The sequence below is a fragment of the Streptomyces sp. I05A-00742 genome, from assembly GCF_013055795.1.
GTDB lineage: Bacteria > Actinomycetota > Actinomycetes > Streptomycetales > Streptomycetaceae > Streptomyces.
Genome location: NZ_JABETO010000005.1, coordinates 192,225 through 205,630, shown reverse-complemented (window position 1 = coordinate 205,630; position 13,406 = coordinate 192,225). Strand labels below are relative to the sequence as shown.

Annotated in this window: 11 protein-coding genes; 6 read left to right on the top strand and 5 right to left on the bottom strand. The window is 72.3% G+C overall.

Annotated elements, in window-relative coordinates; translation table 11 throughout:
• Nucleotides 1–195 precede the first annotated feature (195 nt).
• The 3 genes from HN013_RS07135 to HN013_RS07125 all read left to right on the top strand — a co-directional run bounded on the left by HN013_RS07135 (nt 196) and on the right by HN013_RS07125 (nt 4,508).
• Complete coding sequence (locus HN013_RS07135) at nt 196–1,620, top strand: amidase (RefSeq protein WP_171164384.1); 1,425 nt, start codon at nt 196–198, stop codon at nt 1,618–1,620.
• A 928-nt stretch (nt 1,621–2,548) separates the two neighbouring features.
• Nucleotides 2,549–2,866, top strand: a complete 318-nt coding sequence (locus tag HN013_RS07130) for a hypothetical protein (RefSeq protein WP_171164153.1) — start codon at nt 2,549–2,551, stop codon at nt 2,864–2,866.
• Between the two features lie 172 nt (nt 2,867–3,038).
• On the top strand, nt 3,039–4,508 hold the full coding sequence (locus HN013_RS07125) for a hypothetical protein (RefSeq protein ID WP_171164151.1): 1,470 nt from the start codon (nt 3,039–3,041) through the stop codon (nt 4,506–4,508).
• 87 nt (nt 4,509–4,595) lie between these two features.
• Here HN013_RS07125 and HN013_RS07120 read toward each other — a convergent pair whose 3' ends face one another.
• Nucleotides 4,596–5,297: a FadR/GntR family transcriptional regulator gene (locus tag HN013_RS07120; protein ID WP_171164149.1), complete on the bottom strand. Its 702-nt coding sequence runs from the start codon at nt 5,295–5,297 to the stop codon at nt 4,596–4,598.
• Nucleotides 5,298–5,523: 226 nt separating this feature from the next.
• On the opposite strand from HN013_RS07120, the gene HN013_RS07115 reads away from it, so the two are divergent.
• The gene (locus tag HN013_RS07115; protein ID WP_171164382.1) at nt 5,524–6,000 is read left to right on the top strand and encodes a gluconokinase; all 477 of its coding nucleotides are present in this window, start codon (nt 5,524–5,526) and stop codon (nt 5,998–6,000) included.
• A 70-nt stretch (nt 6,001–6,070) separates the two neighbouring features.
• The gene (locus HN013_RS07110) at nt 6,071–7,468 is read left to right on the top strand and encodes a GntP family permease (RefSeq protein ID WP_171164147.1); all 1,398 of its coding nucleotides are present in this window, start codon (nt 6,071–6,073) and stop codon (nt 7,466–7,468) included.
• A gap of 36 nt (nt 7,469–7,504) precedes the next feature.
• Here HN013_RS07110 and HN013_RS07105 read toward each other — a convergent pair whose 3' ends face one another.
• The gene (locus HN013_RS07105; protein WP_249374799.1) at nt 7,505–9,010 is read right to left on the bottom strand and encodes an FAD-dependent monooxygenase; all 1,506 of its coding nucleotides are present in this window, start codon (nt 9,008–9,010) and stop codon (nt 7,505–7,507) included.
• A 100-nt stretch (nt 9,011–9,110) separates the two neighbouring features.
• On the opposite strand from HN013_RS07105, the gene HN013_RS07100 reads away from it, so the two are divergent.
• A complete protein-coding gene (locus HN013_RS07100; RefSeq protein WP_171164145.1) occupies nt 9,111–9,737 on the top strand; it encodes a TetR/AcrR family transcriptional regulator C-terminal domain-containing protein in 627 nt (208 codons plus the stop codon).
• Here the strand turns inward: HN013_RS07100 and HN013_RS07095 are convergent.
• From HN013_RS07095 to HN013_RS07085, 3 genes are all read right to left on the bottom strand, one after another.
• The gene (locus HN013_RS07095) at nt 9,694–10,836 is read right to left on the bottom strand and encodes an acyltransferase (protein ID WP_171164143.1); all 1,143 of its coding nucleotides are present in this window, start codon (nt 10,834–10,836) and stop codon (nt 9,694–9,696) included. The two genes, HN013_RS07100 and HN013_RS07095, sit on opposite strands and share 44 nt — an antisense overlap.
• 83 nt (nt 10,837–10,919) lie before the next feature.
• Nucleotides 10,920–12,260, bottom strand: a complete 1,341-nt coding sequence (locus tag HN013_RS07090; protein ID WP_171164142.1) for a polysialyltransferase family glycosyltransferase — start codon at nt 12,258–12,260, stop codon at nt 10,920–10,922.
• On the bottom strand, nt 12,260–13,246 hold the full coding sequence (locus tag HN013_RS07085; protein WP_171164140.1) for a glycosyltransferase family 2 protein: 987 nt from the start codon (nt 13,244–13,246) through the stop codon (nt 12,260–12,262). The genes HN013_RS07090 and HN013_RS07085 overlap by 1 nt, the downstream gene beginning before the upstream one ends.
• Between the last annotated feature and the right edge of the window lie 160 nt (nt 13,247–13,406).

The window sequence follows — 13,406 nt, the reverse complement described above, 5'->3', positions numbered from 1 at the left end:
GAGTGGTAGGTGGGCTATGCAACGTATCGGTGAAGTGGGCGACGGGGCGAGGGATTTTGGAAGGCGCGGTCACCAGGGGAGCCGCCGGGGCCCGATGTGGCGCATCTCTCCGCCCCCGCGGGCTCGTGCTCCGGCCGGGTCCGTGCCTACCGTGAGTGCGGCCGTGTGGTGAAGGGGGTTCCGATGGTGGAGTCCATGACCGGGGAGCGGGCGAGCGAGCTCGTCCGGATGGCACGGGAGCTGGGCGAAGGCCGGGTCTCCGCGCGGGGGCTGGCCCAGGAGGCCCTGCGGCGGATCGACGCGACGCAGGGGACGCTGAACGCCTTCCGGTGGGTACGGGACGGGGACGCCCTGCGGGACGCCGACGAGGCCGACCGGCGGCTGCGGGCGGGGGAGCGGGGAACGCTGCTCGGAGTGCCCCTGGCGGTCAAGGACGACATGGACGTGGCCGGACTGCCGACCGCCTTCGGATGCCCCGGTGACTTCCCGGCGAAACGGACCGACAGCGAGGCCGTGCGCAGGCTCCGCGCCGCCGGGGCGGTGATCGTCGGGAAGACCAACACGCCCGAGCTGGGGCAGTGGCCGGTGACCGAGGGACCGGCGTTCGGCGTGACCCGGAACCCGTGGAACACGGCCCGTACGCCCGGCGGCTCGTCCGGCGGCTCGGCGGCGGCCGTCGCCGCCGGGATCGTGCCGGCGGCGCTGGGCTCGGACGGCGCCGGGTCGGTGCGCATCCCGGCCGCCTGGACGCACCTGGTGGGCATCAAGCCCCAGCGGGGACGGATCTCCGCGTGGCCGGAGCGCGAGGCGTTCCGGGGGCTGACGTGCGGCGGGGTGCTGGCGCGCACGGTCACGGACGCGGCGCTGCTGCTGGCCGCCGTGAGCGGTTCGCACACCGGCGACCTGCACCGGCCGGCCGCGGTCGACCTCGTGGCCGCCCTGGCGCGGCCCCCGCGGCGGCTGCGGATCGCCCTGTCGCTGCGGCCGGCGTTCGCGGCGGTCCACCACCGCCTCCATCCGGAGGTGCGGGCGGCGACCCTCCGGACGGCCCGGCGGCTGGAGGCACTGGGCCACGAAGTGGTCGCCGAGGAGCCCCGGTTCGGCCCGGTGGGCCTGACCTTCGTGCCGCGGTCGATGTCCGGGGTGCGCGAGTGGGCCCGCCGGGTCCCCGAGCGCCGGCTGCTGGACGGGCGGACGCATCTCAACGCGCGCGGCGGACTGCTGTTCGGGGGCGCGGTGCTGCGTGCGGCGCGCGCGGCGGAAGGCCCGCTGAGGAGCAGGATGGGCGAGCTGTTCGGCCGGTACGACGTGCTGCTCACGCCCACCACGGCCGCGCCGCCGCTGCCCGTCGGCGCGCTGGACGGGCTCTCCGGCCGGGAGACGAACTCGGTGATGATCACGGCGTGCCCGTACGCCTGGCCGTGGAACGTCCTGGGCTGGCCCGCCATGAACGTGCCCGCGGGGTTCACTGCGGACGGGCTGCCGCTCGGCTCGCAGCTGCTGGGCCCGTCGGACGGCGAGCCGCTGCTCGTCTCCCTCGCGGCGCAACTGGAGGACGCCGAACGGTGGTTCGAACGCCGGCCCGAGGGGATCGGGAACGTCGACGAGGCCGCGGCGTAGCGGGCGTTCACCTGGCCCGTTCCGAGTGTGAGCCCGAACGCTGTTGTGGCGGAAGGTTTTTGCACTTGGTACAGGCAATGACAAGAGGGAGCTACCCCCGCAAGTCACCATTATTGCCCAGGATTTCGCCCGACATGCCGCGATTCCCCGTACGAGTGAGACGTCGAGTGATGCCCTGCCCTGGACACGTATCCGGCGCTAGCCTCCTGGGGGATGGCGAGTCCGAAGTGGGCCACGCGTGCCGGGCGGTCCGTGGCGGTGCCGGACGTGAGGGTGCCGTCCAGAGGGAGGGAATGACGATGAGAACCGCCGTGACCATACAAGAGCTCGCCGGACTCCGCGGTGAGGAACTCCCGCCGCGGACCGTGCTGTCCACCCTTGCCGCGGCGAACCCGGATCAGTCGTTGTATCCCATGCTGGTGCGGTCGGATCACGGGACGACCGTCATGTACGCCTGCCAATACAGACAGGACGCCGGAAGCCCCGGTCTCCTGGCGGCGCTGGGGCTGGCGCCCAGTACTCCTGGCCACACCATTACGTGTATTCCCGCCGGAATGACCACTCATTGATTGCCGTTCCTCCTCACCGACCGCGTATCTGATCACGTAGCGACTGCGTAGCGACCACGTAGCGAAGAGAAGGCTCTTTCCCCTGCCGTCGGCAGCGTCATGGCACGCGGTGCGGCGATCCGGTGTGCCCATTTTCCCTGCCATGACCGCGGCCACGCAGAGAAATCCAAGGACTCATCCCCGGTGGACGTCCGGCCGGGGATGGCGCGCCCGGCTCCGTCGGTCGGCGGCCGGGTGCGGAAGCCCAGCGAGTGCGGATATTCCAGGGCGTATTCAGGGCGCCCGGAACGTCCGAGGGCATCCAGCACATCCCAGAACGTCGCAGCACGTCCGCAGCACGTCCAGAGAAAGGGAATGGAATGGACAACGTCATCAGCTTCGAGGAACTCGCCGGGGTCACGGGCGAAGTGCTGCCCGAGCGCACCGTCATGGGCATCATGGCCACCCCGTTCGGCCCCGGCGACGGCGGTGCCGGTGCCGGCAGCGCCGCCAGCAGCTCGGCGGCGAACGCGGGCGGGAACGTCGTCGCCCCGGGCGACCACGGCACCACGGCCCTCTCGGCCTGCCAGTCCATCGACCGGCCGGGGACCCCGGGCCTCTTCGGCTCGCTCGGACTGGGTTCCCAGAACCCGACCAGCAGCCTGACCTGCACCCCCGCGGCCATTTCGAGCCACTGACCCGCACGCGCCACTGATCCGGTACCGGTACGCGTCACCGACCCGGTAGCGGAACACCGCACCCGCTCGGTGGGGAAGGGCCGCGAGCCCTCGGTCCTTCCCCGCTGTGCCGCGCCACCCGCCACCACAGCCCGTCCGCCCCCGAAGGCCCGCCACTTCACGGAGAGCGTCCATGACCCTGCCCTTCGCTCCGGGCGCCGGCGAGGCCGGGCCGACACCGGGACAGGGAACGACACCGGGACAGCGTCCGACGCCAGGAGAGCGTCCGACGCCGGGACAGGGACCGGCCCCGGACGCCCGGGCGGTCGGGCAGCCCCGGCTGGTGACCGGCATCGAGCTCGTCGGCGAGTTCGAGGGGTCCGGCTACCGCGACCCGCCCCAGCTGGTCTGCCGCCCCGACGGACAGCTGGTGCGGCTCCCCGGCCTGCTGTACCAGGTCGTGCGGGCTCTGGACGGGGCGAACGGGCCGAGCGGGGAACGCCGGGACGGGCCCCGGCCGGACGGCGCGCCGAAGAGCGTGCGGAAGGACGAACCCGTCATGGCGCGGGTCGCCGCCGAGCTGAGCCGGGAAACGGGACGGCAGTTCACCGAGGAGCACATCGCCTACCTCATCGACCAGAAACTCGCCCCCCTCTCCCTCACCACCTACAGCGACGGCTCCCCGCCCCCGCCGGCCCGCAGGAACGACCCTTTCCTCGCCTTCCGGTTCCGGCTCGCGGTGCTGCCGGAGCACATCACCTGGTTCGTCTCCGGACTCTTCGCGTGGCTGTTCCACCCGCTTCTGATTCTTTTCTCGGTCTGCGCCTTCGTCGTGGGCGAGGCATGGCTGTGGACGACCCAGGAGACCGGAATCGCGCTGCAGGCGGTGCTTTCCTCCCCGGGCAGCATTCTGTTCGTGGTCTTCCTGGCCATCGCCTCGTGCGTCTTCCATGAATGGGGCCACGGCGCGGCATGCCGGTACGGAGGTGTGCGGCCCGGAGCCATGGGATGCGGCATCTATCTCGTCTGGCCGGCCTTCTACACCGACATCACCAATTCCTACCGGCTGGGCCGGGCCGGACGCATCCGGGCCGACCTGGGCGGCGTCTACTTCAACGCGCTGTTCGTCCTCGGTCTGCTGGGGCTGTACGTCGCGACGGGATTCCAGCCCCTCCTGGTGGCGATCCTCTCCGTCAACCTGGAAATCGTCCAACAGCTGCTTCCCACACTGCGGTTCGACGGCTATTACATCGTCGCCGACCTGATCGGCATTCCCGATCTCTTCAAATACATCGGGCCCATTCTCCGGCGCGTCGTGCTCCGACGCCCGAAGGACGACCGGCTCAAGGCCCTCAAGCGGTGGCCCCAGATCGTGGTGGCGTTCTGGGTGCTGTTCCTGATTCCCGTCCTCCTGCTCCAGCTCGGCATCCTTGTCCTCAATCTGCCGCAACTGCTGGTGTCCGACTGGCAGCAGGCCCGGCTGCTGATCGAGAACGCGGGCGCGTCCGGCAACCAGGTCCTCGGCATGACGTCGGCCTGCCTCCAGATCCTGTTGCTCGCCCTCCCCGTCGCCGGCCTGGTGCTCATCCTGTGGGGGGCCGCGCGCTCCCTCGTCCGGTTCGTCGGCCGCAAGGCGGGGTGGAGCGGCGCGGACGGAGGGTGACGTCGGCGGCGGCGCCGCTGCCCGGCAGTGCCGGGGCCCCGCGCCGCCGCTTCGACGACCGTTCGCGCCGCCGCCTCGACGACCGTTCTAGGGCACCAGGATGTCCAGTTCGGCCATCGCCCCCGTCGCGATCTCCCGCGTCAGGGCCTCCGCGCGCTCCGCGTCGTGGAGCCGGACGGCCTCGGCGACCTGCACATGGAGCGTCACCGCCGCCGGGTCGGGATCGGTGAACATCACCTGGTGCCGGGTGCGGCCGCTGAGGACCTCGGCGACGACGTCGCCGAGGCGGGCGAACATCTCGTTGCCCGAGGCGCGCAGGACCACGCGGTGGAACGCGATGTCGTGCAGCAGGTAGGCGTCCAGTTGCTGGCCCCGTGAGGTGGCGACCATACCGAGCGCGTGCTCGGTGAGTTCGGCGCACTGCTCCGGGGTCGCCAGGCGGGCGGCGAGGCCCGCCGCGACGGGTTCCACCGCCGAGCGCAGGACGGTCAGCGACCGCAGCTGGCGGGGGCGGTCCGGGCCGGCCAGCCGCCAGCGGATGACCTGCGGGTCGTAGACGTTCCACTCCTCCGTCGGCAGCACGGTCACGCCGACGCGGCGCCGCGAGCTGACCAGGTGCATGGACTCCAGGACGCGTATCACCTCGCGGATCACCGTGCGCGAGACCTCGAAGCGCTCCTCCAGCTCGTCCGTGCGCAGCACGCTCCCCGGCGGGTATGCGCCCGCCGTGATCGCGGGCCCAAGGGACTCCAGCACACGCGCGTGCAGTCCCTGCCCCTGGTTTGCCATGGGATCAGCGTACGGGGCCGGGGCGAGGGAGATTAAGTATGACGTTTGGGTCACAGAGGCTTGAATACGTCGTACTTCATGGGTTTCAGTGGACGGCAGCCCGGCGCCGAGGAAGACGCCGGGAGACAGTGAGGTGCACATGACCGCCGCCGACAGCGGAGCCGTCCCCGGTGACGGGGCGTCCGACGCCCCCACGCCCCCGGCCGTCCCCCCGGTCGTCGTGGTGATGGGCGTCGCCGGTACGGGCAAGACCACGGTGGGCCCCCTGGTGGCGGCCGCGCTCGGCGTCCCCTACGCCGAGGGCGACGACTTCCACCCGCCCGCCAACATCGCGAAGATGTCGTCCGGCGTACCGCTGGACGACGCCGACCGGGCCCCCTGGCTCGACGCGATCGGCGAGTGGGCGCGCGACCGGTCCGGCCGCGGCGGGGTGGTCAGCTGCTCCGCGCTCAAGCGCGCGTACCGCGACCGGCTCCGGGCCGCCGCGCCCGGCGTCGTCTTCCTGCACCTCACCGGGGACCGCGAGCTGATCGCCGGCCGGATGGCCGCCCGCAAGGGGCACTTCATGACGACCAGGCTCCTCGACTCGCAGTTCGCGACCCTCGAACCGCTCGACGCGGACGAGGCGGGCGTCGCCGTGGACGTCGCGCCCGAGGCGGCTGTCATCGCCGACCGGGCCACCGCCGCACTGCTCCGGCTCTGACCCGGCGCGCCCCCCCGCTCTTCCCCCTTCCGCGGCCCCGCCGCGCCCCGACCCACCCCAAGGAAGCCCCGTGAGCACTCTCAGCGTCGAGATGCTGGCCGCGGCCCCCGCCGAACCGATCACCTCGGCGGGCCACGCACAGCTGGGCATCGCCGTCCTCGCCGGCATCGCCGTCATCGTCCTCCTCATCACCCGCCTCAAGCTGCACGCCTTCCTGGCCCTGACGATCGGGTCGCTGGTCCTGGGCGCCGCCGCGGGAGCCCCGCTGGACAAGGCGATCGCGAGTTTCAGCACCGGTCTGGGGTCGACGGTCGCCGGGGTCGGCGTCCTCATCGCCCTCGGCGCGATACTCGGCAAGCTGCTGGCCGACTCCGGCGGCGCCGACCAGATCGTGGACACGATCCTGGCCCGCGCGGGCGGCCGGGGGATGCCCTGGGCCGTCGTCCTCATCGCGGGCGTCATCGGTCTGCCGCTGTTCTTCGAGGTGGGGATCGTGCTGCTGATCCCCGTGGTGCTGCTGGTGGCCAAGCGCGGCGGGCACTCACTGATGCGCATCGGCATCCCCGCCCTGGCCGGGCTCTCCGTGATGCACGGTCTCGTCCCGCCGCACCCCGGGCCGCTGGCCGCGATCGACGCCATCGGGGCCGACCTCGGGGTGACCCTGGCGCTCGGTGTGCTGATCGCCGTGCCGACCGCCGTGATCGCCGGGCCGCTGTTCTCCCGCTTCGCCGCCCGCTGGGTCGACGTCGCGCCGCCCGAGAAGCTGGTGCCCCAGCGTCCGTCCGAGGACCTGGAACGCCGTCCCGGCTTCGGCGTCACCGTGGCCACCGTCCTGCTGCCGGTGGTGCTGATGCTGGTCAAGGCGCTCGTCGACGTCGTCGTGGACGACCCGAAGGACCATGTCCAGCGGGTCGCGGACGTCATCGGCTCGCCGCTGATCGCGCTGCTCGCCGCCGTCCTCGTCGGCATGGTGACCCTCGGCCGGGCCGCGGGCTTCGGCCGCGACCGGCTGGCCGGGACCGTCGAGAAGTCCCTCGTGCCGATCGCCGGGATCCTGCTGATCGTCGGCGCGGGCGGCGGGTTCAAGCAGACGCTGATCGACGTCGGCGTCGGCCGGATGATCCTCGACTTCTCCAAGGACTGGTCGGTCTCCGCCCTGCTCCTGGCCTGGCTGATCGCGGTCGGCATCCGGCTCGCGACCGGGTCCGCCACCGTGGCGACCATCTCGGCCGCCGGGCTGGTGGCCCCCCTCGCCGCCGATATGAGCACCGGGCACACCGCCCTCCTCGTCCTGTCCGTCGGCGCCGGCTCGCTGTTCTTCAGCCATGTGAACGACGCGGGCTTCTGGATGGTGAAGGAGTACTTCGGCCTGGACGTCGGGCAGACGATCAAGACCTGGTCGGTGATGGAGACGATCATCTCAGTGGTGGGGCTGGGGTTTGTGATGCTGCTGTCGCTGGTGGTCTAGGAGCGGCGGAGCCGGGAGGGCAAAGGGCGCCCCCGTTCACCCCTTCCCGAACCCCGCCACGTACTCCCGCACCTCCGCGACGTCCTCCGTCGCCAGCCCCACGTACCCGTCCGGCCGGACCACGAACAGCCCGTCGCCGTAAGCGCGTTCCACGTGCCCCTCGGTGTCGGTCACCCGCGGCGCCCGCACCGGCGGCCCGGCCGTCTCCGCCGCGTCCTCCAGGGCGTCCGCCGCGGACCCCGTCGCGAGCAGCGTGAAGTGCGTCCCGCGGAAGAGGTCGAACAGGCGGACCGGCTGCCCGCCGTCCGTCGCGCAAGGGGCGTCCGGCGCCCGGTCGCCCGCCCGCAGCGCGCCCTCGGGCAGGCCGGTGCGGGTCTCGCGGCTGAGGGGGCCGGTCCGGTAGTGCAGGTCGAGCTGGTGGGCCTCCCGGCCCCGGTGGCCCATCAGCTTCGACCCCGCCTGGCCGGTGCCCCGGTGGATGCGGGTGCTGAACCCCAGCACCTCGGCCGCGACGGGCAGCCGCTCGGCCTGGTACGAGTCGAGGAGCGCGTCCGGCGCGCCGTGCCGCAGGACGTGGCCCAGCTTCCAGCCGAGGTTGTACGCGTCCTGGACGCCGGTGTTGAGCCCCTGGGCGCCGGCGGGGGAGTGCACGTGCGCCGCGTCCCCGGCGAGGAACACCCGGCCCTCGCGGAACCGCTCGGCCATGGCCGCCCGGGCCCGGAAGACCGAGGACCAGTCCACCGCCCCGGCCGTCAGCCCGGTCCGTTCCGCGATCAGCGCCCGTACGGCGTCCGGCGACGGGTCGGGCTCCCCGGCCGCGAAGCCGGCGATGAGCTGGAAGGCGTCCGTCGCGGAGAGCGGGCACAGCGCCAGCATGCCCGACGGGTGGTCGCGCCAGGTGTGCCAGTGCGTGCGCGGCAGGCCCTCCAGCCGCACATCGGCGACCAGCATCGGATCGGGGTCGACGGTGTGGCCGGTGAACGGGGTGCCCAGCAGGGACCGCACGGTGCTGCGCCCGCCGTCGGAGGCGACGAGCCAGGCGGCCCGCACCTCGGCCGCCGGGCCGTCCGCGGTCTCCAGCCGGGCCGTCACCCCGTCGGCGTCCTGCGTCACGGCGGTCAGCCGGGTGCCGAACTCGACCCGGCCGCCCAGCTCCCGGAGCCGTTCCCGCAGGATCTCCTGGGTGCGCCACTGCGGCAGCATCAGCGGCTCGCCGTAGGGCGCGTCGGGCGTCGGCCCGGTGCGGGTGATCATGTCCCACTCGGCGGTCATCTCCCCGTCCCGCCAGGAGCTCATGAGCGGCAGGGGCGCGCCGGACGCCAGGGCGCGGCCGGCGACGCCGAGGTCTTCGAGGATCTCCAGCGTGCGCGGCTGGAGGCCCTTGCCGCGTGACCCGGCGAAGCCCTGCGGCGCCGCGTCGACCAGCCGGAACGGAACGCCCTGCCGGGCGAGGTCGCAGGCCAGGACCAGGCCGGTCGGTCCGGCTCCGACGACGAGCACCCCGGCTTCGAGGGCCGAGCCGGAAGAAGGCATGACGGACATAGGGAACTTCCTCCCTTAACGGCGTTCAATTTAACAGTGTTAAGGATCAGCTGAACGGCGTTAAGCTGTCAAGGTGGGAAGTCGACTGGATCGTGAGCAAGTGGTGAGCACCGCCCTGGAGGTGCTGAACGACGTCGGCCTGGACGGGCTGACGCTGCGCCGCATCGGCAAGGAGCTCGACGTCCAGGCGCCGGCGCTCTACTGGCACTTCAAGAACAAGCAGGACCTGCTCGACGCCATGGCCACGGAGATGCTGCGCCGGATGACCGCCATGGAGGAGGCGGGGAAGACCGAAGACGCGACGTGGCAGGAGACGCTGGCCGGCAGCCACCGCGCACTGCGCCGCGTGCTGCTCTCCTACCGCGACGGGGCGAAGGTCTACAGCGGCACCCGCTTCACCGACACCTCGTACGCCGTCCCGATGGAGCGGTACCTCGCCTCCCTCGTGCGGGCCGGCTTCACGCCCCGCGCCGCGGCCCGCGCGTTCTACACCTCGTACTGCTTCACGATCGGCTACGTCATCGAGGAGCAGTCGGCGGCCGGGTATCCCGACCAGGGCGTCAAGGGGATCGACCTCGACGAACGCACCGAGCGCCTGGCGGACTTCCCCGTCACCGCCGCCGCCGGGGCGGAGCTCTTCGGCGACCCGGACGCCGGGTTCGAGGCGGGGCTGGCCGCGATCATCACGGGGATCGAGGCGACGTGGCGGGCGGCCGGTCGCCCGTAGGGCCGGGGTCGAGTCCTCTCCGCAGCAGGGGCGTCAACCGCCGCTCCACCCCCACGTGCAGCAGCCACGCCAGGCCCAGCATCAGCAGCACCGTCAGTCCGAGCACGGCGTAGGACGGAATCCCCAGCCTCCGGTGCAACACCTCCACCACGACCCACCCCAGGTGTTCGTGGACCAGGTAGAAGGGGTACGTCAGCGCGCCCGCGAACGACAGCCACCGCCAGGACAGCCGCCGGGCACCGCCCGTCGCGATCACCGCGACCGCCGCGTAACCGACGGCGAGCACGGCGATGATGACGGCCTGGGAGCGGTACGAGAAGTGCTGCGGCCCCGGCGGGTGCCACAGTCCCGCCACCGCGTAGTGCTGGCCGATCAGGAAGCTGATCGCGACGATGCCCCAGGCCGTCAGTGAGTGCCCGTACCGGTGGACGAGGTACAAACCGATGCCGCCGATGAAGAACGACGAGTGCTCCGGCATCACCAGCACGCCCAGTGCCTCCGCGTGCGCGGCCGTGGTGAGCACCGACGCGAGCGTCCACACCGCGCAGAAGAGGACCACCCGGTGCCGCGTCGCCCCCGGCAGGACGACGAAGAGTGCGAAGAGGGCGTAGAACCGCAGCTCCACCCAGAGCGTCCAGCACACCCCGAGCACCCGCTCGGCGCCCACCGGTTGCTGGAGCATGGTCAGGTTGACCAGGGCGTCGCTGGTGGAGACCGGCGCGTACCGCACCCACGGCAGCGCGAAGACGGCGGTGACCAGCAGGACCGCCACCCAGTAGGCCGGGTAGAGGCGGGCGGCGCGGGAGGCGGTGAAGGCGCGCAGGGAGCGGCCCCAGCCGCTCATGCAGATGACGAATCCGCTGATGACGAAGAAGAGTTGGACGCCGAGGCAGCCATAGGCGAACGCGGTGGAGAGGTGGGGGAACTGGTGGCGTGGGGACGATCCCCACGCCTTGGTTATCTCGCCGCCGCGGCCGCCGTAGTGGTAGAGGGCGACCATCAGGGCGGCGATCAGGCGGAGGGCGTCGAGGGCGGGGAGGCGTCCACGGGGACGGGGTGAGGGGTGCCCCTGCCCCTCCCCCAGAGGGGGTACCCCCATTTCACCGTTTCTTGCGGGGGTCGGCCCCCGCACCCCCGAAACCGCGCTCCGCGCGGTTGTCCTCAAACGCCGGACGGGCTGGGTCACCCCGCCCTCCTCCTCAGCCGTCGCTGCACCGCCCGCGCCCTGCGGGCCATCCGGCGCACGGCGGGGTTGCGCGGCAGGAAGCCAAGCCGGGCCGGGAGGGCGCCCGGCAGGCCGAGGACGGTCAGCCGACGGCGCTTGAAGTACCGGCGCGTACGGGAGTTGAGACGTCGCGTCAGATACCGCTCGGCCGCCGGGCGCAGATCGGGGTGGAGCTGCGGCTGCATCGCATAGCCCACGGCCTGGACGAGCCCGGTGAGTTCCGCCGGGTCGCCGGGCGCGCCGCCGTCCTCCAGGGAGGGCAGCAGTGCGTCGACGATCGTGACGGGGACGCGGTTGCTGTTCTGGTACGGGGAGAGCCGGTCCAGCAGCAGGTCCGTGCCGGTGCGGGCGGCGGGGAGGCCGTAGAAGGCGCCGGCGGTGATCAGGGCGGTCGAGAAGCAGCCGGCCACCAGGGCGGGCCGCAGCCGCTGGTAGACCACCTCCGCGAGGGCGGGGGTGTCGAGGACGGTGAGGTGGACGCCGAGCCGGTCGGCCTCGTCCTCCAGCATCCGCGACCAGCGGGCGGGGGCCGTCGGGTGGGGCTTGAAGACGACCTCGCGGTGGCCGCGCGCGGCAGCGCCCCGCAGCATGCGGACGTGCAGCCGCTCCTCCTCCTCGGGCGTGAGGATGTCCAGCGCCGCGAGGTACTGGCCGAGCAGCAGCGCCGCCTCCTCGGGGGCGGGCGGCAGCGGGGTGGCGTCGGCCAGTTCGGCCAGCACCTTGGTGAAGACCTCGCCGGGGACGGTCTCGGTGCGGACGCCGAACTCCCGCAGCAGGAGCGGCCGCAGGCCCGGGACGAGGTCGAGGTGGAGCAGCCGGCGCACCCGGGTGCCGACCAGCGGATCGAGCTTGCTGCGGGTGGGGCCGTAGCTCATCAGCCCGTCCGCGTAGACGTCCAGGGGCGCGTCGGGGAAGGTCCGGGCCACCGCGAGGGCGGGGTCGACCTGGAGGGATTCGAGGACGAGCGTCACGTCGTCGGTGCCCAGGTCCCACAGCAGCCTCAGGTGCCGCTCCCACAGCGGGACGTCGTCGGGGCGCGGGGACCAGCCGCCGGGGTGGTGCGGGCTGATCGTCCCGTTCCAGGAGAGCACGCCGTCGAAGCGGGTGCGCAGCCGGTCGAAGCCGGGGGCCAGGTCGGGGCCGGGGGTGGTCTCGGGGACGGCCGCGTTGTTGGTGACGAGCAGCAGCCGGCGGCCGGCCGGGGGGAAGAGGCCGGCGTCGAGGGCGGCGGCGAGCGTCGCGGCGCCGTAGAGGGTCGAGGCGAGGAAGATCTGGACGGTGCGCGGGTGGCCGGGCATCAGACCGGCACCCCCGTCCGGGCCGCGCGGACGGGCCGGCGGCGCAGCCTGCGCAGCCGGGTCGCCCGGTCGGCGTCCATCGCGTTCAGGGCGTCGTTCAGCAATCCGGGGGGCATCCGTTTCATGGCGGCGGCACTCATCGAACGCAGGGCGCGGGCGACGTCGGGTTCAAAGCGTTCGAGGGAACCGAGGTGGTGGGAAATGATCGCGCAATAGGTGCGCACGGCTTTCGGGAGCAGGGCGTCGGCATCGCGGTCCCGGCGTGTTTCTTCGAGTACCTGGTCGAATGCCCGGATGAAATCGAGCTGCCGTACGTCGCCGATCTGGGTGAGCGACGAGGCGACTCCCCGCCGGTAGAAGACGCCGAGCAGGCCGGAGATCGCGAAACTCCGGGCCTCGCGGTGCAGCCGCCAGATCCAGGGCCGGTCCTCGGCGGTGCGCAGCCCGTGCCGGAAATGCAGCAGCCCGTCGTCCAGCAGCCGCCGGTGGTAGACGCCGGCCCAGGCGTACGGGTAGTCGACGGAGGTGGAGCGGTCCGCGGGAAGTATGGCGTCGCGCGGGTCGAGGACCACCCCGCGCCGCCCGTCCGGCACCCGGTGGAGGGTGCGGTTCCGGCCCGTGCACCGCACATGGTCGGTCCGGACGAAGTCCACCCCCAGCTCCTCGATGACCTGCACCAATCGCGTGTAGTAGCCCGGTGCCAGCCAGTCGTCGCCGTCGAGGAAGGTGAGGTATTCGCCGCGCGCGGCGTCCAGCCCGGTGTTGCGGGCGGTGGCCAGGCCGCCGTTCCGCTCGTGACGCGCCACCACCACCCCCGGAATCTCGCGTTCCGCACGGTCCAGGAGGGCCGGTGTCCCATCGGTCGAACAATCGTCGACGAGAATGAATTCGAAATCCTCGCGGGTGTTCGCATTCAGACTGCGCAGCGTGTCAGGGGCATAGGTCTGCACATTGAAGAACGGCACGATGACGGAGAGCTTGACCACCCGCGTCACGTTAGGTGACGGCCCGGCATTCGTTCTTGCCGGGGCCATAAGCGAAGATGAACGAAGTGCGGCGGAATGATGAACCGGGTGCGCGCGTCAACCGCTTCGCCGGGCGTCGGCGCGCTGTTTACCGAGTGTTGAACTCGCGTTGGTCAGCCAA

What these genes read in the sequence shown, in the direction of transcription:
- HN013_RS07090 (WP_171164142.1), bottom strand. Translation starts at nt 12,260, where the DNA reads ATGCCCGGCCACCCGCGCACCGTCCAGATCTTCCTCGCCTCGACCCTC.
- HN013_RS07125 (WP_171164151.1), top strand. Translation starts at nt 3,039, where the DNA reads ATGACCCTGCCCTTCGCTCCGGGCGCCGGCGAGGCCGGGCCGACACCG.
- HN013_RS07130 (WP_171164153.1), top strand. Translation starts at nt 2,549, where the DNA reads ATGGACAACGTCATCAGCTTCGAGGAACTCGCCGGGGTCACGGGCGAA.
- HN013_RS07105 (WP_249374799.1), bottom strand. Translation starts at nt 9,010, where the DNA reads ATGTCCGTCATGCCTTCTTCCGGCTCGGCCCTCGAAGCCGGGGTGCTC.
- HN013_RS07115 (WP_171164382.1), top strand. Translation starts at nt 5,524, where the DNA reads ATGGGCGTCGCCGGTACGGGCAAGACCACGGTGGGCCCCCTGGTGGCG.
- HN013_RS07120 (WP_171164149.1), bottom strand. Translation starts at nt 5,297, where the DNA reads ATGGCAAACCAGGGGCAGGGACTGCACGCGCGTGTGCTGGAGTCCCTT.
- HN013_RS07095 (WP_171164143.1), bottom strand. Translation starts at nt 10,836, where the DNA reads ATGGGGGTACCCCCTCTGGGGGAGGGGCAGGGGCACCCCTCACCCCGT.
- HN013_RS07135 (WP_171164384.1), top strand. Translation starts at nt 196, where the DNA reads ATGACCGGGGAGCGGGCGAGCGAGCTCGTCCGGATGGCACGGGAGCTG.